At 53.5% G+C, this 23249-nt stretch carries 23 protein-coding genes; 8 read left to right on the top strand and 15 right to left on the bottom strand.

Annotated features, from left to right (window positions below; genetic code table 11):
- Nucleotides 1-36 precede the first annotated feature (36 nt).
- A complete protein-coding gene (mlrA, locus tag BGE37_RS04110; protein ID WP_001240401.1) occupies nucleotides 37-768 on the top strand; it encodes an HTH-type transcriptional regulator MlrA in 732 nt (243 codons plus the stop codon).
- A gap of 59 nt (nucleotides 769-827) precedes the next feature.
- Nucleotides 828-935, top strand: coding sequence for a protein YohO (locus BGE37_RS04105; protein ID WP_001216963.1), 108 nt, complete (start codon nucleotides 828-830; stop codon nucleotides 933-935).
- Here the strand turns inward: BGE37_RS04105 and yehW are convergent.
- The 5 genes from yehW to bglX all read right to left on the bottom strand — a co-directional run bounded on the left by yehW (nucleotide 916) and on the right by bglX (nucleotide 7222).
- The gene (yehW, locus tag BGE37_RS04100; protein WP_032184582.1) at nucleotides 916-1647 is read right to left on the bottom strand and encodes a glycine betaine ABC transporter permease YehW; all 732 of its coding nucleotides are present in this window, start codon (nucleotides 1645-1647) and stop codon (nucleotides 916-918) included. The two genes, BGE37_RS04105 and yehW, sit on opposite strands and share 20 nt — an antisense overlap.
- 4 nt (nucleotides 1648-1651) lie before the next feature.
- On the bottom strand, nucleotides 1652-2578 hold the full coding sequence (gene yehX, locus BGE37_RS04095; protein ID WP_032184583.1) for a glycine betaine ABC transporter ATP binding protein YehX: 927 nt from the start codon (nucleotides 2576-2578) through the stop codon (nucleotides 1652-1654).
- Nucleotides 2571-3728: a glycine betaine ABC transporter permease YehY gene (gene yehY, locus BGE37_RS04090; RefSeq protein ID WP_032184584.1), complete on the bottom strand. Its 1158-nt coding sequence runs from the start codon at nucleotides 3726-3728 to the stop codon at nucleotides 2571-2573. Before yehY ends, yehX begins: the two co-directional genes overlap by 8 nt.
- A gap of 6 nt (nucleotides 3729-3734) precedes the next feature.
- The gene (osmF, locus tag BGE37_RS04085) at nucleotides 3735-4652 is read right to left on the bottom strand and encodes a glycine betaine ABC transporter substrate-binding protein OsmF (protein ID WP_045145351.1); all 918 of its coding nucleotides are present in this window, start codon (nucleotides 4650-4652) and stop codon (nucleotides 3735-3737) included.
- A 272-nt stretch (nucleotides 4653-4924) separates the two neighbouring features.
- Complete coding sequence (gene bglX, locus BGE37_RS04080) at nucleotides 4925-7222, bottom strand: beta-glucosidase BglX (protein ID WP_000871488.1); 2298 nt, start codon at nucleotides 7220-7222, stop codon at nucleotides 4925-4927.
- 195 nt (nucleotides 7223-7417) lie between these two features.
- Here bglX and dld point away from each other — a divergent pair, with 195 nt between their 5' ends.
- Entirely contained in the window at nucleotides 7418-9133 is a 1716-nt protein-coding gene (dld, locus tag BGE37_RS04075; protein ID WP_000097376.1) for a D-lactate dehydrogenase, read from the top strand.
- 192 nt (nucleotides 9134-9325) lie between these two features.
- Here the strand turns inward: dld and pbpG are convergent, their stop codons facing one another.
- Together pbpG and BGE37_RS04065 are read right to left on the bottom strand one after the other, a co-directional pair.
- Nucleotides 9326-10258: a D-alanyl-D-alanine endopeptidase gene (gene pbpG, locus BGE37_RS04070; protein WP_032184587.1), complete on the bottom strand. Its 933-nt coding sequence runs from the start codon at nucleotides 10256-10258 to the stop codon at nucleotides 9326-9328.
- 173 nt (nucleotides 10259-10431) lie between these two features.
- Complete coding sequence (locus tag BGE37_RS04065; protein WP_001295454.1) at nucleotides 10432-11019, bottom strand: Yip1 family protein; 588 nt, start codon at nucleotides 11017-11019, stop codon at nucleotides 10432-10434.
- Between the two features lie 169 nt (nucleotides 11020-11188).
- Between BGE37_RS04065 and BGE37_RS04060 the strand changes: the two genes are divergently transcribed.
- Nucleotides 11189-11767, top strand: a complete 579-nt coding sequence (locus BGE37_RS04060) for a DedA family protein (RefSeq protein ID WP_032184588.1) — start codon at nucleotides 11189-11191, stop codon at nucleotides 11765-11767.
- Between the two features lie 128 nt (nucleotides 11768-11895).
- Here BGE37_RS04060 and BGE37_RS04055 read toward each other — a convergent pair whose 3' ends face one another.
- Both BGE37_RS04055 and mdtQ read right to left on the bottom strand, forming a co-directional pair.
- Nucleotides 11896-12657: an SDR family oxidoreductase gene (locus BGE37_RS04055; RefSeq protein ID WP_032184590.1), complete on the bottom strand. Its 762-nt coding sequence runs from the start codon at nucleotides 12655-12657 to the stop codon at nucleotides 11896-11898.
- 52 nt (nucleotides 12658-12709) lie between these two features.
- On the bottom strand, nucleotides 12710-14146 hold the full coding sequence (gene mdtQ / locus BGE37_RS04050) for a multidrug resistance outer membrane protein MdtQ (RefSeq protein ID WP_105287801.1): 1437 nt from the start codon (nucleotides 14144-14146) through the stop codon (nucleotides 12710-12712).
- A gap of 223 nt (nucleotides 14147-14369) precedes the next feature.
- On the opposite strand from mdtQ, the gene yohP reads away from it, so the two are divergent.
- Entirely contained in the window at nucleotides 14370-14453 is an 84-nt protein-coding gene (gene yohP / locus BGE37_RS25925) for a small membrane protein YohP (RefSeq protein ID WP_000691708.1), read from the top strand.
- Nucleotides 14454-14825: 372 nt separating this feature from the next.
- Here yohP and dusC read toward each other — a convergent pair whose 3' ends face one another.
- From dusC to mhbT, 6 genes are all read right to left on the bottom strand, one after another.
- The gene (dusC, locus tag BGE37_RS04030) at nucleotides 14826-15773 is read right to left on the bottom strand and encodes a tRNA dihydrouridine(16) synthase DusC (RefSeq protein WP_001264873.1); all 948 of its coding nucleotides are present in this window, start codon (nucleotides 15771-15773) and stop codon (nucleotides 14826-14828) included.
- 159 nt (nucleotides 15774-15932) lie between these two features.
- A complete protein-coding gene (locus BGE37_RS04025) occupies nucleotides 15933-17126 on the bottom strand; it encodes a 3-hydroxybenzoate 6-monooxygenase (protein WP_088541318.1) in 1194 nt (397 codons plus the stop codon).
- A gap of 14 nt (nucleotides 17127-17140) precedes the next feature.
- Nucleotides 17141-17785 carry a maleylacetoacetate isomerase gene (gene maiA / locus BGE37_RS04020; protein WP_000781197.1) on the bottom strand — a complete coding sequence of 215 codons (645 nt, stop codon included), beginning with the start codon at nucleotides 17783-17785 and terminating at the stop codon, nucleotides 17141-17143.
- Nucleotides 17786-17793: 8 nt separating this feature from the next.
- A complete protein-coding gene (locus BGE37_RS04015; RefSeq protein ID WP_000196040.1) occupies nucleotides 17794-18495 on the bottom strand; it encodes a fumarylacetoacetate hydrolase family protein in 702 nt (233 codons plus the stop codon).
- 15 nt (nucleotides 18496-18510) lie between these two features.
- A complete protein-coding gene (gtdA, locus tag BGE37_RS04010; RefSeq protein WP_032184597.1) occupies nucleotides 18511-19539 on the bottom strand; it encodes a gentisate 1,2-dioxygenase in 1029 nt (342 codons plus the stop codon).
- Between the two features lie 11 nt (nucleotides 19540-19550).
- Nucleotides 19551-20909, bottom strand: a complete 1359-nt coding sequence (mhbT, locus tag BGE37_RS04005) for a 3-hydroxybenzoate transporter MhbT (protein ID WP_105287800.1) — start codon at nucleotides 20907-20909, stop codon at nucleotides 19551-19553.
- A gap of 126 nt (nucleotides 20910-21035) precedes the next feature.
- Between mhbT and BGE37_RS04000 the strand changes: the two genes are divergently transcribed.
- The 3 genes from BGE37_RS04000 to BGE37_RS03990 all read left to right on the top strand — a co-directional run bounded on the left by BGE37_RS04000 (nucleotide 21036) and on the right by BGE37_RS03990 (nucleotide 23165).
- A complete protein-coding gene (locus BGE37_RS04000; RefSeq protein WP_032184600.1) occupies nucleotides 21036-21944 on the top strand; it encodes a LysR family transcriptional regulator in 909 nt (302 codons plus the stop codon).
- Between the two features lie 130 nt (nucleotides 21945-22074).
- Nucleotides 22075-22473, top strand: coding sequence for a CidA/LrgA family protein (locus BGE37_RS03995; RefSeq protein ID WP_001353095.1), 399 nt, complete (start codon nucleotides 22075-22077; stop codon nucleotides 22471-22473).
- Nucleotides 22470-23165, top strand: coding sequence for a CidB/LrgB family autolysis modulator (locus tag BGE37_RS03990; RefSeq protein WP_000968208.1), 696 nt, complete (start codon nucleotides 22470-22472; stop codon nucleotides 23163-23165). The genes BGE37_RS03995 and BGE37_RS03990 overlap by 4 nt, the downstream gene beginning before the upstream one ends.
- Nucleotides 23166-23249 lie beyond the last annotated feature (84 nt).

Raw genomic sequence — 23249 nt, 5'->3', positions numbered from 1 at the left:
AAGTTAAACTGGGACCTCGCGAGCAAGGGTGAGACGATGGCGCTTTACACAATTGGTGAAGTGGCGTTGCTTTGTGATATTAACCCTGTCACGTTACGCGCGTGGCAGAGGCGTTACGGATTGCTGAAACCGCAACGGACAGACGGCGGTCATCGGCTGTTCAATGATGCCGATATTGACCGGATCCGCGAGATCAAACGCTGGATCGACAACGGCGTGCAGGTCAGCAAAGTTAAAATGCTGCTCAGTAATGAAAATGTTGATGTGCAGAACGGCTGGCGCGATCAGCAAGAAACATTACTGACTTACCTGCAAAGTGGCAATCTGCATAGCCTGCGAACGTGGATCAAAGAGCGCGGTCAGGATTACCCCGCCCAGACACTCACCACGCACCTGTTTATTCCTCTGCGCCGACGGCTTCAGTGCCAACAACCGACTCTCCAGGCGCTGCTGGCGATCCTCGACGGCGTACTGATCAACTACATCGCCATTTGTCTGGCTTCGGCACGTAAAAAACAGGGTAAAGATGCGCTGGTGGTTGGCTGGAATATTCAGGATACCACCCGTCTGTGGCTAGAGGGCTGGATTGCCAGTCAACAAGGATGGCGCATTGATGTCCTCGCCCACTCGCTCAATCAACTACGCCCTGAACTGTTCGAAGGCCGTACATTGCTGGTGTGGTGCGGTGAAAATCGAACCTCTGCCCAACAGCAGCAACTTACCAGTTGGCAGGAACAAGGCCATGATATTTTCCCACTCGGCATTTAATGATTCGTTAACAAATGCGCTTTACTGTACAATCCTTTCGTTAACATAAGGAGTGCATTATGCGCATAGCTAAAATTGGGGTCATCGCCCTGTTCCTTTTTATGGCGTTAGGCGGAATTGGTGGCGTCATGCTCGCAGGTTATACCTTTATTTTGCGTGCTGGCTAAGCGCCTGCACCAGCCTTTCAAACAGGCGGTCTGCGATGATCGCCGCCAGTGCCACCAGTAACGCTCCCTGGATCACATACGCAGTATTAAATCCGCTAAGTCCGATGATGATGGGCGTACCCAGCGTGTTGGCCCCTACCGTTGAGGCGATCGTCGCCGTGCCAATGTTGATAATCACCGAAGTTCGTACACCCGCCAGAATCACTGGAGCTGCCAGCGGTAGCTCAACCTTACGCAGTCGCTGTCCACGGCTCATTCCCATACCCTTAGCAACTTCTGTCACGCTGGCATCAATCGATCCCAGCCCGGCAAGTGTCGCCTGCAGGACGGGCAGCACACCGTACAGGATCAAGGCGATAATCGCCGGTTGCTGACCAAACCCCATCACCGGAACAGCAATCGCCAGCACCGCAACGGGCGGAAAAGTCTGCCCAACGGCGGCAATAGTTTCCACCAGTGGGCGAAATTCCGCGCCCCACGGGCGAGTAACAATAATTCCGGCACCTGTGCCAATGATCACCGCAAACAAACTCGAAATTCCCACCAGCCAGAAATGAGCCAGTGCCAGAGCAGCAAAACTTTCTTGCTGATAAACGGGGCGTGGCAGTTGTGGGAACAAGGCAGAAAACAGCGGCTGGCTGTAAGGCAGCCAGAAAATCAGTGCCACAAACAGAGCAATGAGCCAGAACAGCGGATCGCGCAACATCTTCATACGCTTACGCCTCCACCAGCAGATCCTGAAAATGCAGCGTACCGCAAGGCTGGCCCTGCGTGTTCACCACCGGCAGCACTTCGCATCCCCGCGCGACAAACAGGGAGAGCGCATCGCGTAGCGTCATCTCTTCTGCCAGCGCCTCACCTTCAGCCCGCTCTTCGCGACGCACATAATCCGCCACGCTACGTAACGAAAGCAGGCGCACACCCAGTTCACTACGGCCAAAAAACTGGCGGACGAAATCATTCGCCGGACGAGTCAGCATCGCCAGAGGATTACCCTGCTGCACCACTTCACCGTGATCCATCAATACCAGATGTTCTGCCAGCCGTAGCGCCTCATCAATATCATGAGTGACCAGCACAATGGTACGCCCCAGCAAACGGTGAATGCGCGTCATCTCTTGTTGCAACGCACCGCGCGTTACCGGGTCCAGTGCGCCAAAGGGTTCATCCATCAATAAGACTTGCGGATCGGCAGCCAGTGCGCGCGCCACTCCCACACGTTGCTGCTGACCGCCGGAAAGCTGATGCGGATAACGCTCACGCAAATTTGGCTCCAGCCCCAGTAGCGCCATTAATTCGTCAATACGGTCGTCGATCCGCGCCCGAGGCCATTTTTGTAATTGCGGCACAGTGGCAATGTTTTGCGCCACGCTCCAGTGGGGAAACAGGCCAATAGATTGAATGGCATAGCCCATCCGGCGGCGCAACTCCAGCACTGGCAGCGAGCGAATTTCTTCTCCGGCAAAGCGGATCACTCCGCTGTCATGCTCTACCAGACGGTTGATCATTTTCAATGTGGTGGATTTACCGGAGCCTGATGTACCAATCAGCACCGAAAAACTCCCCTCCTGAAAATTGAGATTGAGATCGTTAACGGCTTTTTGTGTGCCGAACAGTTTGCTGACATGGCTAAATTCAATCATTACTTTTCACCTTCAGCAGTGCGATAACCAGATCGAACAGTGCGTCGATCAGCACCGCCAGTACGATTACCGGGATCACCCCCAGCAACACTAAATCAATGGCACTGCTTAGCAGCCCCTGGAAAACCAGCGCACCAAAACCACCTGCGCCGATTAACGCCGCAATCACCGCCATGCCGACGGTTTGCACCATCACCACCCGCAGGCTGCGCAGAAATACCGGTAACGCCAGCGGTAACTGAACATGCAGGAATCGCTGCGCCCCGCTCATGCCCATCGCTCTGGCGCTCTCCAGCACATCGCGCGGGATCTGGTTCAAGCCGACTACCACACCGCGCACCAGCGGCAGCAAGGCATAGAGCACCAGCGCAATCAGTGCGGGTGTCATTCCGGTTCCTGCTATGCCGAGCTTACCCAGCCACGGAAAGGCCGTAACCAGCGCGGCAAGCGGCGCAATCAACAGGCCAAAGAGCGCCACCGAAGGCACGGTCTGAATGACATTCAGCAGAGAAAAAATCGCCCCCTGCCGCGCAGTGGAAAAGTAGCACCAGACGCCCAGCGGCACACCAATCACTAACGCAGGCAGCACCGCACCAAACAGCAACGTCAGATGTTGCGCCAGCGCGTCATTAAATACATCCTGACGGTTGGCGTATTCTTTCATTAGCGAGAGATCGTTAAGCGCGCCGGAATACAGCAACCACAGCGGAATAATGGCAATCTGCATATGCAACAACCAGCGCCACAGCGGATGCGTGGAGATTCGGCGGATGGCATCGCTACAGGCCAGCAATGCCAGCGCCGCAGCCAGCCAGAAACCACTGCCGAGGCTGGTACGCGCCAGCGCACTGCCATTTTGCGCCAGTTGTGTCGCCGCCTTTCCCGCGCCCCACACCAGCAATATGAAGACGAATTGCGCCAGAATGAGTGCAAAAATGCTGCCTTTTTTACCGGGAATAAAACAGGCGGTCAGCCAGGCGCAACCAACGCCCACCAGCATCCAGATCGTTTGCGGCCACAGCTGCCAGAGATGACGCCCCTCACCCGAGACTAAACGATTAGGCGCGTAACTGATAAACGGCAGCGCCGCTGCGATTGCCGTCAGCAACAGTAGCAGCGCCAGAACAGGATTAATACGGAAATAAGTCACGGGAAATTACTTCGTCCACCCTTTTTGTTTCAGGTAGTCGGCAGCCACTTTTTTGGCATCCAGTCCTTCCACAGCAATGCTGGCATTCAGTTGCTGCAATGTTTTTGCATCGAGGCTGGCGAAGACTGGCTGTAGCCACTGTGCCATTTGCGGATACTCCTTCAACACCGATTCACGCACCACTGGTGCAGGCGCGTAGATAGGTTGCACGCCTTGCGGATCGCTTAAGGTTTGCAGCCCCAGCGCCGCGACCGGGCCGTCGGTGCCGTAAGCCATCGCCGCATTAACGCCGGATGTTTGCTGGGCAGCAGCTTTGATTGTCACCGCAGTGTCGCCACCGGCCAGTGACAGCAACTGATCCTGACTGAGCTTAAAGCCATAGGCTTTTTCAAAAGCGGGTAAGGCATCGGCGCGTTCGATAAACTCTGCTGAGGCCGCCAGTTTGAAGGTGCCACCGTCTTTCAGATAACGACTCAGGTCGGCAAGCGAAGTGAGTTTGTTTTTCTCTGCAACATCCTGACGCACGGCGATGGTCCAGGTGTTATTTGCAGGCGCAGGCGTCAGCCAGATTAACTTGTTTTGTTCTGCATCGAGCTTTTTGACTTTCTCGTAGCCTTGCCCGGCATTTTTCCACGCCGCATCGTTTTCATCTTTAAAGAAAAACGCGCCATTGCCGGTATATTCCGGATAGATATCCAGTTCACCGGAAGTAATCGCCCCGCGCACCACCGGCGTGGTTCCCAACTGGACTTTATTCACCGTCGGTACGCCGTGGCTTTCCAGCACTTGCAAAATAATGTTGCCGAGTAGCGCGCCTTCGGTATCGATTTTCGAACCGACTTTAACGGGGGAAGCCGCCTGTAGCGGCAGGCTCACGGCTGCCAACAAAACCAGTGAACCTGCCCAGAGCTTTGAGAGTGGCATGATGCTTTCCTCATTCTTTTACTGTTGTTTTCAGCGAATTAAGAGAAAAGCATAGTTGATAATGGCGGGGTTAGCCTGAGCGGAAGGATTCAGTTGCAGAATCAGATAAATACTTAAAGGGCATATTTTGCCCGGCGTTTCTTGCCGGATGCGGCGTAAACGCCTTATCCGGCCTACAAACAGCGAAAATTCAAGAGGTTAAAAACCCGCGAAGGCCTGATAAGCGCAACGCATCAGGCAAAGGGCGCAGACGTCGCGCCCTTACTAAAGCATTACAGCAACTCAAACTCGCCTTTCTTAACGCGTGCGGAATCAGTGCCGATAAAGACATTGAACTTGCCAGGCTCGGCGTCATATTTCATCTGTTGATTCCAGAACTTCAGCGCCTCGATATCAATCGGGAAGCTGACGGTCTGAGTTTCGCCCGGTTTCAGGGTGATTTTCTCAAAGCCTTTCAGCTGCTTCACCGGGCGACTCATGGAAGCCGTCACATCCTGCAAGTACATCTGCACTACCGTCGCCCCTTCGCGCTTACCGGTGTTCGTCACCTGCACACTGGCGGTCACTTTGCCGTCACGCTTCATGGTCGGCGCAGAAAGTTTCACATCAGAGACGGTGAAGGTGGTATAGCTCAGACCATAGCCGAACGGATACAGCGCCCCGTTAGCTTCATCAAAATAACGCGAAGTGTATTTGTTCGGCTTGTCGGCATTATACGGCCGACCGGTATTCAGATGGCTGTAGTACACCGGGATCTGCCCGACAGAACGCGGGAAGGACATCGGCAGCTTGCCCGACGGGTTGTAATCGCCAAACAACACATCGGCAATCGCATTACCGCCTTCAGTCCCCGCAAACCAGGTTTCCAGAATCGCATCAGCCTGCTGATCTTCTTTCACCAGCGCCAGTGGACGTCCGTTCATCAGCACCAGCACCAGCGGTTTACCGGTGGCTTTCAGCGCCGCAATCAAGTCACGTTGGCTTTGCGGAATAGTAATATCGGTACGGCTGGAAGCCTCGTGCGCCATCCCCTGAGCTTCACCGACCACAGCCACCACCACATCAGATTGTTTCGCGGTTTGCACCGCTTCATCAATCATCTCTTGGGGCGAACGCGGATCGACTTTGACCGCCTCTTCATACTGATTCAGGAAATCGATAATGCCTTTGTCACTGGTAACGTTCGCCCCTTTGGCGTACAGCACTTTACCGTTTTCACCGACGGCATTTTTAATCCCGGTCAGTACGGTCACGGATTGATCGGCAACACCGGCTGCGGACCAGCTGCCCATCACGTCACGTTTGCTGTCCGCCAGTGGCCCAACCACCGCAATGGTGGCTGATTTTTTCAGCGGTAACGTTTCGAGACGGTTTTTCAGCAACACCAGGCTTTCGCGTGCCACTTCACGCGCTTCTTTGCGGTGCAGGCGGCTTTCAGCATTAGTATCCACCGGGTCAGACTCTTTCGGTCCAAGGTGGCTGTATGGGTCGTTGAACAGCCCCATATCATATTTGACGTTCAGCACGTGGCGGGCAGCGTCGTCCAGCTCTTCCATCGTCACTTTGCCGGATTTGATCAACCCAGGCAGATACTTCGAGTAATACTCATCGCTCATACTCATGTTGATGCCGGATTTCAGCGCCACGCGCACCGCATCTTCCGGGTCTGCCGCCGTGCCATGTTTAATCAGCTCTTTGATTGCGCCATGATCGGAAACGGTAATGCCTTTAAAGCCCCACTGATCGCGCAGCACATCTTTCAGCAGCCAGGAGTCGGAAGTTGCTGGCGTGCCATTCAGCGAGTTCAGCGCCACCATTACCGCACCGCTGCCTGCATCCAGCCCCGCTTTGTACGGCGGCATATAGTCGTTAAACAGGCGCTGCGGACTCATATCGACGGTGTTGTACTCTTTACCGCCTTCTACCGCGCCGTAAGCGGCAAAGTGTTTGACGCTGGTCATCACCGAGTAGCGATCTGCCGGGCTTTTACCCTGCATCGCTTCCACCATAGTCTTACCCATAATCGAAGTGAGATACGTATCTTCCCCAAAACCTTCGGAAGCACGTCCCCAGCGCGGATCGCGCGAGACATCGACCATCGGTGCCCAGGTCATGTTCAGGCCATCATCTGCGGCTTCATAAGCAGAGACACGCCCGACCGTTTTCACCGCATCAAGATTAAAAGAAGAGGCCAGACCGAGGCTAATCGGGAACACCGTGCGTTGACCGTGCAGCACGTCATAAGCAAAGAAAAGAGGAATTTTCAGGCGGCTCAGTTCCATCACCTGATCCTGCATGGCGCGGATATCCTGACGGGTTACGGTGTTGAAAATCGCTCCAACCTGCCCGTCTTTGATCATCTCGCGGATCGCCTCTTTCGGGTTATCCGGGCCGACGCTGATTAAGCGCAGCTGACCAATTTTCTCATCAACTGTCATTTTCTTGAGCAGTTCGGTGACGAACGCATCACGCGCTTCAGGCGTTAATGGATGGTTACCGAATAAATCATCCGCCAGTGCTGGTTGCAGGGCCAGACTCACCGCGATACCTACTGAACATAGCCATTTCATATGGATTATTCTTCCTCTGTTGCCCGACGAGGCAGCGAAAATGGTGCAAAAACCGTAGTTTGCCATAAGCATGATGGAGAGAGAAAAAGAATGCTCAGTTTATTGTCTGAATTTTCAAAATATTCACTCGCTGAATTGTCATACAAGGCGCTATGCTAGTTTGTGATATTTTTTCGCCACCACAAGGAGTGGAAAATGTCTTCCATGACAACAACTGATAATAAAGCCTTTTTGAATGAACTTGCCCGTCTGGTCGGTCATTCACACCTGCTCACCGATCCCGCAAAAACGGCCCGCTATCGCAAGGGCTTCCGTTCTGGTCAGGGCGACGCGCTGGCTGTCGTTTTCCCTGGCTCACTACTGGAATTGTGGCGGGTGCTGAAAGCCTGCGTCACCGCCGACAAAATTATTCTGATGCAGGCTGCCAATACAGGTCTGACCGAAGGCTCGACGCCAAACGGTAACGACTATGATCGCGATATCGTGATCATCAGCACCCTGCGTCTCGACAAGCTGCACGTTCTTGGCAAGGGCGAACAGGTGCTGGCCTATCCGGGCACCACGCTTTATTCGCTGGAAAAAGCCCTCAAACCGCTGGGACGCGAACCGCACTCGGTGATTGGCTCATCGTGTATAGGCGCATCGGTCATCGGCGGTATTTGTAACAACTCCGGCGGCTCGCTGGTGCAGCGTGGCCCGGCGTATACCGAAATGTCGTTATTCGCGCGTATAAATGAAGACGGCAAACTGACGCTGGTGAACCATCTGGGGATTGATCTCGGCGAAACGCCGGAGCAGATCCTTAGCAAGCTGGATGACGATCGCATCAAAGATGACGATGTGCGCCACGATGGTCGTCACGCCCACGATTATGACTATGTCCACCGCGTTCGTGATATTGAAGCCGACACACCCGCACGTTATAACGCCGACCCGGATCGCCTGTTTGAATCCTCCGGTTGCGCCGGTAAACTGGCCGTCTTTGCGGTACGTCTTGATACCTTCGAAGCAGAAAAAAATCAGCAGGTGTTTTATATCGGCACCAACCAGCCGGAAGTACTGACCGAAATCCGCCGCCATATCCTGGCTAATTTCGAGAACCTGCCGGTTGCCGGGGAATATATGCACCGGGATATCTACGATATCGCGGAAAAATACGGCAAAGACACCTTCCTGATGATTGATAAGTTAGGCACCGACAAGATGCCGTTCTTCTTTAATCTCAAGGGACGCACCGATGCGATGCTGGAGAAAGTGAAATTCTTCCGTCCGCATTTTACCGACCGTGCGATGCAAAAATTCGGTCACCTGTTCCCCAGCCATTTACCACCGCGTATGAAAAGCTGGCGCGATAAATATGAACATCATCTGCTGTTAAAAATGGCGGGCGATGGCGTCGGCGAAGCTAAATCGTGGCTGGTGGATTATTTCAAACAGGCCGAGGGCGATTTCTTTGTCTGTACGCCGGAGGAAGGCAGCAAAGCGTTTTTACACCGTTTCGCCGCTGCGGGCGCAGCAATTCGTTATCAGGCCGTGCATTCCGATGAAGTCGAAGACATTCTGGCGCTGGATATCGCTCTGCGGCGTAACGACACCGAATGGTATGAGCATTTACCGCCGGAGATCGACAGTCAGTTGGTGCACAAGCTCTATTACGGCCATTTTATGTGCTATGTCTTCCATCAGGATTACATCGTTAAAAAAGGCGTGGATGTGCATGCGTTGAAAGAACAGATGCTGGAACTGCTACAGCAGCGCGGCGCGCAATACCCTGCCGAGCATAACGTCGGTCATTTGTATAAAGCACCGGAGACGTTGCAGAAGTTCTATCGCGAGAACGATCCGACCAACAGCATGAATCCGGGGATCGGTAAAACCAGTAAGCGGAAAAACTGGCAGGAAGTGGAGTAAATACGGCTGGATGTCTGATGCAAATAGAAGCATCGCATCAGGCATCGTGCACCGAATGCCGGATGCGGCGTGAACGCCTTATCCTGCCTACGGACGCGTCACGTTTGTAGGCCTGATAAGATGCGCAAGCATCGCATCAGGCATTGTGCTCCGAATGCCTGATGCGGCGTAAACGCCTTATCCTGCCTACCCTTAATCGTTCTGCGCCGTCTGCCCCGCCGCCGCCATCTGGGCGGCTTTTTGTTTTTTATAGCTCAACGCTGCTGCCGGAACAGGCATCACTTTACCGGTTTCAATCCAGGTACGCAGGCGGCTGGCATCGGCAAAATGGGTATATTTGCCAAACGCATCCATCACTACCAGCGCCACCGGTTTATTATTGATAACCGTACGCATCACCAGACAATGGCCCGCCGCATTGGTAAAGCCGGTTTTGGTTAACTGAATATTCCAGTTATCGCGATACACCAGATGGTTAGTATTGCGGAACGGCAGCGTATACGTCGGGTTAGAGAAGGTTGCCATATCTTCCCTGGTAGTACTTAACTGACCAATCAACGGATATTGTTTGCTGGCAATGAGCAGTTTGGTTAAGTCACGGGCAGTTGAAACGTTATGCACCGACAATCCGGTCGGTTCAACAAAGCGCGTGTTGTTCATTCCGAGCGATTTCGCTTTCGCATTCATCGCCTTAATAAAGGCTTTGTAACCACCGGGATAATGGTGCGCAAGGCTTGCCGCCGCGCGGTTTTCTGAAGACATCAGCGCCAGCAACAGCATCTCTTTACGGCTGATTTCGCTGTTCAGTCGTACGCGCGAATAGACCCCTTTCATCTCCGGCGTCTGGCTGATATCCACTTTCAGTTTTTCATCCAGCGGCAATCGTGCATCCAGCACAACCATCGCGGTCATTAATTTACTGATAGACGCAATCGGACGCACCAAATCCGGGTGGTTCGAATAGATCACTTTGTTGGTATTCAGATCAACAATCATCGCGCTACCGGAGGCAATTTCCGGCTGTGAAGCGGTGGTAGCGGCTGCCGTTTTCGCAACGGCCTGTGGTGCAAAAGGCACAGCCAGCATCAGGGCCAGGCTAAATAAAGAAACTCGAAATTTCGGCATGATGAGCATTCAGATAGTGGTTCACGCGCACGGGTTGCGCACCGCCGGAGTAAGGATTTACTGAGGCTAGCGACGCCATCATAACGAGCAAAAAGTGCGATCGTCAAAGGAGAATCGTGAGGAAATGCTGCATTGCTGACATTTACGCCAGCAATGCAACACAAAAGAACTTTCTAGAACAAACGATAACCGTAACCCCATAGTATAACGGTAAGGGCGAGCAGCACTTCCAGTACCAGCACGCCAATCGCCAGCGTCGAACTGGAGAAGCTAAGGCCTTCCTCTTTGTTGATATTCAGGAAGCTTGGAATACCGAGGTAAAGCAGGTAGCCGGTGTAAAACAGCGCCACCGTGCCGACCAGCGCACACAACCAGACCAGCGGGTAAAGCGCCACCAGACCGCTTAAAAACAGCGGCGTCGCAACGTAGCCCGCGAAGACCATACAGTGCGCAAGCGACGGACGCTGCGGGTAATTGCGTGCCATCCACCAAATGACCCGCCCCATCACCGCGACCCCAGCCAGCATAACGCCATAAAACAAGACGGCCAGCGCCAGTCCGGTGAACCAGGATAACTTCAGGATAGTGCCATCGCCAAAATTCCAGCCAATTTGCGTGGTGCCAATGAAGGCGCAAATCACCGGAATTGCCGCCATCAGCAAAACGTGGTGGGTGTAGTGATGAGAAATCGTTTCGTTTTCGCGATTAATCACCTGCATTTCACGATCGGGATGGGAAAACAGTCCCCAGACATGGCTCATACCGCCCCCTTGTTGTGAGTTCATGAACCTGACAGTTCAAGTATAAGTCAGCTTGTGATTATTTTTTGTGCATTCATAGAATTTGCACCGTCTGATGAGCGTCCTTTTTCAGCGTGAATGATTCACAGGGTGTATGCTTACAAGCAACCAAAGGGAGACAGACGGGCCTATGGATCTCAATACACTCATCTCACAATATGGTTATGCCGCGCTGGTGATCGGTAGCCTGGCGGAAGGTGAAACCGTGACTTTGCTGGGAGGCGTTGCGGCACATCAGGGACTATTAAAGTTCCCGCTGGTGGTACTTTCTGTGGCGCTTGGCGGCATGATTGGCGACCAGGTGCTTTATCTGTGCGGGCGGCGCTTTGGCGGCAAGCTATTACGCCGTTTCTCGAAACATCAGGATAAAATTGAGCGGGCGCAGAAACTTATCCAACGCCATCCGTATCTGTTTGTCATTGGTACGCGTTTTATGTATGGCTTTCGGGTCATTGGCCCGACGCTGATTGGTGCCAGCCAGCTGCCGCCGAAAATCTTTCTGCCGCTGAATATTCTCGGCGCATTTGCCTGGGCGTTGATTTTTACCACTATCGGTTATGCTGGTGGTCAGGTGATTGCGCCGTGGTTGCACAATCTCGACCAGCATTTGAAGCACTGGGTCTGGTTGATTCTGGTCGTGGTTCTGGTGGTTGGCGTGCGCTGGTGGCTGAAACGACGCGGGAAGAAAAAGCCGGATGATCAGGCGTAAAACCATTGCCTAGAATAAGGCGTTTGCGCCGCATCCGACATCCGTCGCACCATGCCTGATGCGACGCTTGCACGTCTTATCATGCCTACCAAAGATTACCCATTGAAACAACCACGCACCTCACTGCGCTATTCTGGGTTGAACTGCGGATTCGCCAGCATAAAGCCACCATCGACAATTAACGACTGCCCGGTGGTGTAATTTGCGCCTTCAGAGCATAACCACGCCACCAGGCTGGCAATCTCATGCGTTGCGCCGAAACGCCGCAGGGGAATCGAAGGCTCCTCGTCGGGCTTCACGTCGCCGTCATCCATGCCATTCATTGGCGTGGCGATAGCCCCAGGCGCGACTGCATTCACCAAAATCTTATGCCTGACCAGCTCCAGCGCCATCGCTTTGGTTAGCCCACCGAGTGCATGTTTAGCGGCTGTATAGGCGCTGGCATCCGGCAGCGGCGTATGCTCATGTACCGACGTAATGTTGATGATGCGACCGCCCTGCCCTTGTTTCACCATCTGGCGGGCCGCAATTTGCGAGCATAAAAATGCACCATCAACATCAACGGTAAAAATCTTGCGCCACTCATCGAAAGCCATATCAAGAAACGGTGCTTTGGTCATTGTGCCCGCATTATTCACGAGCACATCGATGCGCCCCAGCCGTTGAATAAGTTTCTCCAGCGCCAGTGCCCCCTCTGGCAGTTTACCGAGATCGAGCTGCACCATCTCCGCACGTACGCCGTGGCTAACCACCTCACGCGCGGTATCTTTTGCCCCTTCTTCATCTGAGTGCCAGGTAATACCAATATCAAAACCCTGCTGCGCCAGTAATAACGCGCACTCTTTGCCGATCCCCGAATCGGAAGCGGTAATAATCGCGACCTGTGCCATCGAGTTCTCCACTTAACGCTGAATAAACGTTAAGTATAGAAGGCGCATATCATCAACGTTTGTACCCCCCGCCCAGCGCCCCGGTTAGTTGAACGGAGGCATCCAGCAACTGCCCTTGCAATAACAGGCCATTGGCACGCTCACGCAGCGCCGGGATTCTGGCTTCGCTGACGCGGGAACCGGCAATGATGCCCGCGTTAAAGCGCGCCTGTGCAAGACCTACCACACGTAAGGCATCGCGTTCAATTTGCGCCTGATGCAGGTTTTTCTCGGCCAATGTCTGAACCTGACTGGCAGCCCGCGCCACATCATTCACCGCTTCAACCACCGCTTTGTTGTAGCTGGCGATCGACAAGTTGCTTTCGGCTTTCGCGATATCCAGGTTGGCGTTAAGACGACCACTATCGAAAATGGGTAGCGTCAGGCCTGCCGTAACGCCCATTTGCTGCGCGGAATGACGGAACAAATCGCTTAAGTGCAACGCATCCTGTTGCAGGAAGGCCATCAGGTTGATGTCAGGATAAAATGCCGCTTTTGCCGCATCAATGGTGCTTAGCGATGACTCAACGTACCAGTGCGCCGCCTGCAAATCTGCCCGCCGGGCCAGTAAGGAGTACCCCAGTTCATCAGGAAGCTGGCTTGCCACTTTCGGCAACGCGACCGGATTAAGCTTCAATGCCTTTGTCTGGTGATTTGTAAGTGCGCTTAACCGTGCCTCAATAATTTTCATTTTTCCCACGACATCGTTGAGCTGCTGCCGGGTCTTGCTGGCATTAATATCGGTTTCCACACCTTCAACTGAAGAAGTAATCCCGTTCTGATATAGCTGGCGATCGGTCGCGATAATGGTGTTCTGCTCTTTTTCGATTTGCTGCAAAACAGTGTTTAACGCTGCCTGGGTTTGCCACTCCCAGTACAGGCGGGCTACGCTGCCAGCCAGCAATTGGCGGGTTTGCTCGCGTTCCGCCGCCCGTGCTTTAACCGTACCGAGGCGAGCAGTAACCTCCGCCCGATTCTTTCCCCAAATATCAAGATGCCAGCCCGCCGTTAAGCCAAAAGTACCATTGGTGTACCACGGACCGGTCGTACCTGCGGCAGGATCGTTCAGAGCAAACGGCCCCATTAGCCCTTCTGCCGACATTTTTTGCCGCTCCATATCCGCAGAAAAATCGATCTGAGGGCCATCCTGAGTGGCAACTGCCTTCGCCTGGGTTTCAGCCAGCTGAATGCGCTGTTCAGCCACCTGCATATCCGGTGCGTTCTGCAGTGCATTGTTAATTAATGAAGTAAGTTGATTATCGTGATACTCCAGCCACCATTGGCTGTCTGGCCAACCATTTTTCAGCGCCGTGGGTAATGCGGTGTCAACTTGCGCAGCGGGTGTTTGCTGGCTTAACGCCTGGCGGGTTTCATGCATAGGTGCACACCCGGCCAGCATCAGTAACAGAGGAAAACAGGCGATGGCTGGGTAAAAGGAATCACGATTCATGGAGGAATAGTCAGGTAAGAAAAGGTGCGCGGAGATTACCGTGTGATGCAATATATTTTTTAGTTTCGCGTGGCAATACATCAGTGGCAATAAAACGACATATTCAGAAAAATATACAGTAAGTGAATGATATTCTCCGATTTATCTTAATCACTTATGAGTAACGGCAAAGGGCTTCGTTTTTTCCTATACTTATTCGACACTCACAAATAAAGGAACGCCAATGAAAATTATACTCTGGGCTGTATTGATTATTTTCCTGATTGGACTACTGGTGGTGACTGGCGTATTTAAGATGATATTTTAAAATTAATTAACGTCATCAGATCCGAAAATAACGAGAATATTTCAGTCTCTCATCCTGTTGCGCTCCTGTCATGTGCATTGCTTCATATAATCACTAGCGCAAGGAGCGCGCAAGGGGCGACCAGTCGCCGCCGCCCCCTGCACCCCCGGGCTCTGGCGAACAAAATCGCCGCTGCGCGGTGCCCTCGGCTTATCCCTTACGGCTACCGGGTCGGGCGCGAGGTAACATCCCTGTAAAACGCGCCCTCAGCCCACATCCATGTGGGCTGCCCCGGCCTTCAGGGAACGCCTCGGCGATTTTGACGCCACCAAACAACCGTGCGGCCTATTGATAAAGAGCTAAGACATTGTCAAAAAACATCACTATGGTTTCTTAGAGTTTCTCGATATCAATTGCCTGAATAGCCCTTGCAATATCAGGGGAATTATTCAACACCCGAACATGCTGAAATAATTCTGTTGCTTCATCGTATTCTTTACGCAAATAACTCAACCACTGTTTAATCCGCGCAACGTGATATAACCCGGTATCGCCCTGCTTTTCCAGACGGGTATATTTTTGTAGCAAAGCAACCACCTCCGGCCACGGCATTCGCGGTTCGTTATATTTTACCACTCGGCTCAGATTGGGAATATTGAGCGCTCCGCGACCAATCATCACCGCGTCACAGCCGCTTATCGCCATACACTGTTGCGCGCTCTGCCAGTCCCAGATTTCACCGTTGGCAATCACCGGAATATTCAGCCGTTGGCGAATCTCGCCAATCGCCTGCCAGTCAATATGCTCCGCGCGGTAACCCTGCTCTTTTGTCCGCCCATGCACCACCAACTCCGTAGCGCCAGCCTGTTGAACCGCATCGGCGATTTCAAATTTCTTCTCACCGCTGTCCCAGCCCAGGCGCACTTTCACACTGACGGGCAAATGCGCCGGTACAGCTTCACGCATCGCTTTTGCACCCTGGTAGATGAGTTCAGGATCTTTGAGTAGTGTCGCCCCGCCGCCGCTACCGTTAACCGTTTTCGACGGACAGCCGCAATTAAGATCCACGCCCCAGGAACCTAACTCCACCGCACGGGCGGCGTTCTCTGCCAGCCATTGTGGGAACTGACCCAGCAATTGCACGCGCACCAGCGTACCGGATGGCGTTCGGCTGGCGTTTTGTAGCTCCGGGCAAATGCGATGAAAAACTTTTACCGGCAGCAGTTGATCCACCACGCGGACAAACTCGGTGATGCACAGATCGTAGTCGTTAACTTCGGTCAGCAATTCACGCACCAGAGAGTCGAGTACACCCTCCATCGGCGCCAGTAACACACGCATATCATCACCCGCAAAAAAATGAGGCGCTATGTTAGCGCCTCTGGTGTTTGCAGACAAACTGACTTACTGATTAATTCGGGCAAGATTTTTCCCCTCACCCTAACCCTCTCCCCAAAGGGGCGAGGGGACCGTCCGTGCACCTGATTGGGTAAGAAGTACTCAGCGTGGTTGCAGACAGTTATCTTCTTTCCAGCCGTACAGCCACTCCATGCCGCGATAAAACTCTGCCTGCGATTTCCCTTTCCACAGCAGGTTACGTACCTGACGTTCTACCCCTGCGGCGTGATAAACCCGCCCCATTTCACGGGTCGACCAGACGATGCGCGCGGTACGCGGAATACGTACCGACTCATACAGCGCAAAAGCTTGCGCCGCATCACCCTCACACTGCGCCAGCGCCTTACCCAGCGTGACTGCATCTTCCAGCGCCATACAGGCACCTTGTGCCATATACTGCGCCACCGGATGGGCCGCATCGCCCACCAGCGTAATGCGGTTAGTCCCCCATTTCCCTACCGGTTCACGATCGGCCGTTGACCAGCGTCGCCATGACGTCGGTTTATCCAGCATCTGGCGAGGACGCGGGTGAATGCCTTCAAAATAGGAAAGCACTTCCTCTTTACTGCCATCCTTCACGCCCCACTCTTCCTGGTGGCGACTGTGGAATGTCACCACCAGGTTATACTGCTTGCCGCCGCGCAAAGGATAATGCACCAGGTGACAGTGCGGACCCGCCCACAATACCGGCGCATTAATACGTAAATCTTCCGGCATATCCGCACAATCGATAACCGCACGGTAGACCACATGACCGGTGACGCGCGGCGCATCGCCTAATAAGCTCTGGCGCACCACTGACTTCACGCCATCACAGCCAATCAAAATATCGCCGCTCCAGCTATTACCTCGATCGTCGAAAACGGTGACATCGTCCGGCGTCTCGCGAATATCAACGACGTTTGTGGAGGTGTGATACTCCACGTTCGGATGCGTCAGTACCGCTTCCCACACCGAGGCATGAATATCAACGCGGTGGATCACCGCGTAAGGGCCGCCGAAATGGTCACGAAAGGCCTGCCCGGTTTCAATACGCACCACTTCTTCGGCGTTCACCGCGTCCATCATGGTGATGTGATCGGTGAATACTGCACGTTGGCGGGCGATTTCGCCAACACCAAGACTATCCAACGCCGAAAACGCATTTGGCCCCAACTGGATACCTGCGCCAATCTCACCGATCTCATGCGCCTTTTCCAGCAGCACCACTTTGATCCCCTGGCGGGCCAGTGACAGCGCAGTTGCCGCACCGCCGATCCCGCCTCCCACAATTACTGCGCGTGTCACTTTAGTCATTATGGTTCTCCTGGTCAGGCTGAAATTTTATCTTGTTGATTTTCTGGCGCTGCGGCAATGAACGCTGGCAGTTGTGTGCAGGCGTCGTACACCGCTTTGCAGCGCGGATATCCACTCAGATCGCAGTTCATACGTAGCGCGTTCGCCCACTGCGGAACAAGGCAGCAGTCTGCCAGCGTCGGCGTCTCACCCACACAAAATTGCCCCGACTGGCTCTGGCGCAGTAGCTGTTCCACCGCGCTTAACCCTTGCTGGATCCAGTGCGCATACCAGCGTTTTTTCTCTTCTTCACTGACATTCAGCTCTTCGGTCAGGTAGCGCAGCACGCGCAGGTTATTCAATGGATGAATATCACAGGCGATGGCATAGACAATTTCCAGCACCTTATTGCGGGCCGGTTCTTCCTGCGGCACCAGCGGAACTTGCGGGTAGTGACGATCCAGCCAGTCAATAATCGCCAGCGACTGACCGAGTGACTCGCCCTCGTCAGTCAGCAGCGTCGGCACCAGCCCGACAGGATTCATCCGCCGATAGGCCAGTTCATTTTGCTGACCAATACGGATATTCACCCCTTCGGTCTGGTAATTAATGCCTTTCAGCGCCAGCGCAATGCGTACCCGGTACGATGCTGAACTATTAAAAAAACTGTACAGCTTCATCATGCACCTCAGACAATCTTCACCGCGATAGGGGTTAAGCCCTCGACGTTGCCCGTGATCACATCACCTTTCACTACCGGGCCCACCCCTTCTGGCGTACCAGTGAAGATCAGATCGCCCGGTTGCAGCTCAAAGAAGCCTGACAGGTAGCTGATGGTTTCATTCACCGACCAGATCAAATGCCGAATATCGCTGCGCTGGTGATCTTCACCGTTTACCTGTAACCAGATTGGTGCGTTATCAATACCGCCGGTTTCGCTGGCTTTGTGCAGCGGTGCGATGGGGGCCGAGAGATCAAATGCTTTGCCGATTTCCCACGGGCGGCCCATCTGACGCATTTCCATTTGACGGTCCCGGCGCGTCATATCAAGGCCTGTGGCATAACCCCAGACATATTCATGGGCCTTTTCCAGTGGGATATCGCTGCCCTTTTTACCAATCGCCACCACCAGTTCAATTTCGTAATGATAGTTATCGGTCTGCGCCGGATACGGCAGCGCCAGCGTTTCGCCAGCGGCGACCGGAACAACGGCATCTGCTGGTTTGCAGAAGAAGAAGGGGGGTTCACGATCCGGATCAAAGCCCATTTCGCGGGCGTGGGCGGCATAGTTACGCCCAACGCAGTAAACGCGGCGCACGGGGAATTGTTCATCACTGCCAACAACCGGTACGGTAACGGGCGCTTGTGGTTCGAATACATATTGAGTCATTTTCTCTCTCCCAAATTAATAACGCGCTTCGCGGAACAGCCCCAGGGCTTCTTGTACCGGTCTGTCCGAAAAACTGAATAAAACGGTATCTTGCGTAGTCTGGAATGACACGCCGTGCCAGGTCGGCACCACAAAGATATCTTTTGCACTAAAGGTGAAGATTTCATTGCCGATGGTGACTTGTCCGCTACCTTCCACTACATGGTAGATAGTGCTGTCAGTGGTACGCGCCACGCGGGAGGCGAACCCTTTCGGTAGCAGTTGCAGGAAGGCGCCCATCGACGGCATCGGATAGCCGCCGGTGACCGGGTTGACATAGCGCATTTTGTAGCCATCCCACTCGTCGGCATCGCCCAGGCGGGTTAAATCGTGCAGCACTTCGCGGCTACGGTCATAACGATAGTTAAAGATCGGTGAGGAGTTACCCGTCTGATGGCGCAGCGGCAACATATTGGCGGCATAACGCGGCAGATAATCCCCCTCTTTACGCGTTACCGGTTGTTGCTCTTCCGGGTAATCTTCGGCAAAACCGCAGCCCAGAGTGTTCACTAATGGCAGATCCAGTCCATCGAGCCAGATAACCGGTTCGTCGCCAGGGTTACCGTGATCGTGCCAGCGCCATTGTGGGGTCAGGATAAAATCGCCCTCATTCATTGGCGTGCGTTCGCCATCAACGGCGGTAAATGCCCCTTTGCCTTCAACAATAAAACGCAGCGCCGACTGATTATGACGATGACTCGGTGCCACTTCGCCCGGCATGATCAGTTGCAAACCGGCATATAAAGTCGCGGTAATGGAAGACTGCCCGCGCAGCGCCGGGTTTTCCAGTACCAGCACACGACGCACAGCTTCTTTCGCGCCAATCAGGCTGCCGCTCTCCAGCAGCAGCGGGCGGATCTCCTGATAATTCCAGTACGCTGGCGCACAGTTAGCGTTGGGCGTTTTCGGCACCAGGTGGTGCAGTGACTCCCACAGCGGGGTCAGGTTTTGCCCGGAAATATGCTGATAAAATTGCTCGCGGCTTTTTTGATTGTTATCAGTCATTAGGATGCTCCTTATTCGTTCACAACGCCTGCGCGAGGCAGTGAGTCAGGGACAGAGGTCGACTGGCGAACCACGGTGATCAGCAGGCTTAACATCACCGCACTGATCGCCGCGGGCACAGCGATAATGAAAAACAGGGTGTCAAAAGAGAAATTCATCGCCATCATCAGGCCGCCAGAAAGCGAGCCGACAATCGCGCCGCAGCGGCCTACGGCGTTTGACCAGCTCACGCCCGTGGCGCGGCTTTGCGTTGGGTAGAGCGTTGCGGTCAACGCGTTCAACCCCACCTGAGATCCGCTAATGCCAATGCCGGTGCCGAAAATCGCCAGCGCCATCAGCCATAATCCATCCTGGCTTAAGCCAATCATCACGATGCATACAGCGCCTACGGCATAGCTCAGCGCCAGCACGCGGAAAGGATTGAACTTATCCATCAGCACGCCCAGCGCCAGCGCGCCCAACGTACCGCCAATCTGGAACGCGGCGGTGACCCAGGACGCGTGTTGCAGGTCTATGCCGCGATGGTTCAACAGCGTTGGCATCCAGCTTGAGAGCAGGTAAATAATCAGCAGGCTCATAAAGAACACTACCCACAACATCAACGTAATGGGTAACTGACGTCCCATAAACAGTTGACGAATGCTGCCTTTTGTAACGGAGGCTGATTCAATGAGATAAAAGTGGGTATCGACATAACGCTCGCGGGTGATGGCGCTGACGGTTTTCGCAATCACCGCCTGCGGTAGCTGGCGGCGCACCTGCCAGCGTGGCGATTCCGGCAGAACTACCAGCAGTGCGACAAACAGCATCAGCGGTAACACGCCCCCCAACACCAGAATGCCGTGCCAGCCAATCACCGGCACCAGCTGCGCACTGACAATCCCGCCAAACGCCGAACCCAGCGTAAAGCCGCAAAACATCAGCGTCACCAGCGCGCCGCGGCGGCGGGCAGGCAGATACTCCGAGGTCATGGTGATGGTGTTCGGCATCGCGCCGCCCAGACCCAGGCCGGTGAGAAAGCGCAGGAAGACCAGCGTTTGCAGATCCGGTGAGAAAGCCGAGGCGAGGCTTAACGCGCCAAACAAAAAGACGCACAGCTCAATCACCCGCTTGCGACCAAAGCGATCGGACAACGGGCCACAAAGCAGTGCGCCTGCGGTTAATCCCAGCAGACCCGCACCAAAAAGCGGGGCGAGATCGCCTGCGGTGAGCTGCCAGTGAGTGCGAATATCAGGGGCGATAAAGCCGATAGCCGCGGTGTCAAAACCATCGAGCATTACCACCAGAAAACAGCAGATGATAACGCGCCACTGCATCTTGCCGACCGGAGCGGCATCGATAAGTGCTTGTAAATCACGTCGTTGAGTCATAGTAAATGCCTCAGTGCAGGTAAGGTAGATGTTTCTTTTGTTTTGTATATGTTGCGATAATGTGATTAAAGAGATGAGATGTACAATGGCATTTCGGGCAGAGAGATAACCTGGAGGTTATGGCAAATGGCGAACTGGGCGCAAAAACTAAAACTACATCACCTGCAAATGCTGGTGGCGCTGGGTGAACAGGGCAATCTAACCCATGTCGCACGGATGATGAATATCACCCAACCCGCGCTTTCGAAATGGTTGTCACAACTGGAAGATGAGATCGGACTCACACTTTTTGAGCGGCACAGCAAAGGGCTTCGTCCGACCGAAGGCGGCAAATTGTTATTGCAACATGCCCAACGGTTAATCAATGACATGGAAAGATCGCAATATGAACTGGCTCGCTTTAAACAAGGTGGACTGGTCGGCAGTCTGAAAATTGGCTGTTCTCCCGTCGCCACTGACTGCGTATCCCAGGCGATTTTGCATTTGCTCAAGGAGATGCCAACTCTACACCTGAATATCGAAGAGAAGGTGATGACCCCATTGCTGCAAGATCTGTTGGCAGGTTCTGTCGATGTGGTGGTTGGGCGAATTGGCGGTCGCGCGTTGCAGTTGCCGCTGAATTATCGCGTGCTCTACACCGAGCCGGTATGCTTTGTCGCCCGTCCTGAGCATCCACTGGCGAAATACGCCACCCTCAGCTGGAATGATCTTGCTAACTGGCGGTGGATAGTCTGGCCGACAGGTACCCCCATCCGCATCAGCATTGATAATGCGCTGGTAGACCACGGCGTGATGCTGCCAGAAAACACGATTGAGTCGGCGTCGATGAACGTCAGTACCAACCTGTTACAAAGCAGCAATATGATCTCTATTTTGTCATTACGCCTGGCGCAACGTTATGCCAGCCAGGGGCAACTGGTGATCCTCAACCTGCCAAAGATTGAACAGAAAGGCAGCGTCGGTGTGTTTTGGCGTAATAACGAAACGCCTTCTTATGCTTTAAGTCAGTTTCTGCACTTTTTACAGCAGAATTAGTGTGCTGAACTGGGCACTCGCCCGATGTTACTTCCCTGTAATTCAACTATGCTGAGAATTCTTAATGTGATCGGTAGCACGTTTTACGAATTAATTGTATGATGAATCCATCTCATCTGGGGTGTTGATTATGAGTAAGACACTGAACATTATCTGGCAATATTTACGCGCTTTTATCCTGATTTATGCCTGCCTGTATGCAGGCATTTTCATTGCTTCCCTGCTACCGGTAACCATTCCGGGCAGCATCATCGGGATGCTGATCTTGTTTGTCCTGCTGGCCTTGCAAATTCTTCCGGCAAAGTGGGTCAATCCGGGGTGCTACGTACTGATTCGCTATATGGCGCTATTGTTTGTGCCGATTGGCGTAGGCGTCATGCAATATTTTGATTTGCTCCGCGCACAGTTTGGTCCGGTAGTGGTTTCCTGTGCAGTCAGTACGCTGGTGGTTTTTCTGGTGGTGAGCTGGAGTTCGCAACTGGTGCACGGTGAACGTAAAGTCGTAGGTCAGAAAGGATCAGAAGAATGATGGCAAATATCTGGTGGTCATTGCCGCTAACGTTAATTGTCTTTTTTGCCGCCCGCAAACTGGCGGCGCGGTATAAGTTTCCCTTGCTTAACCCATTGCTGGTTGCAATGGTGGTGATCATTCCTTTTTTAATGCTGACCGGCATCTCTTACGACAGCTACTTTAAAGGTAGCGAAGTGCTAAACGATCTGCTGCAACCGGCGGTTGTCGCACTGGCCTATCCTTTATATGAGCAGCTACACCAGATCCGCGCGCGCTGGAAATCGATCATCACCATCTGTTTTATCGGCAGCGTGGTTGCGATGGTGACGGGGACTTCCGTGGCATTGTTGATGGGCGCTTCACCGGAAATCGCCGCGTCAATCCTGCCGAAATCAGTCACCACGCCTATTGCAATGGCGGTTGGCGGCAGTATTGGCGGTATTCCGGCAATCAGCGCAGTTTGCGTGATTTTCGTCGGTATTCTGGGCGCAGTGTTTGGTCATACGTTACTTAATGCGATGCGTATTCGCACCAAAGCAGCGCGCGGTCTGGCGATGGGGACAGCCTCGCACGCCCTCGGTACGGCACGCTGTGCTGAGCTGGATTATCAGGAAGGTGCATTTAGTTCGCTGGCGCTGGTGTTATGCGGGATTATTACTTCGCTGATCGCACCGTTCCTTTTCCCGATTATTCTGGCAGTAATGGGCTAAAATTTGCGATGCGTCGCGCATTTTTGATGTAAGTTTCATTCGTTGCACAATTAATGAGATTCAGATCACATATAAAGCCATAAC

Source organism: Escherichia sp. MOD1-EC6300 (assembly GCF_002965045.1).
GTDB lineage: Bacteria > Pseudomonadota > Gammaproteobacteria > Enterobacterales > Enterobacteriaceae > Escherichia > Escherichia coli_F.
The sequence above is the reverse complement of the archived record's forward strand: the minus strand, read 5'-3'. Positions and strand labels throughout refer to the sequence as shown.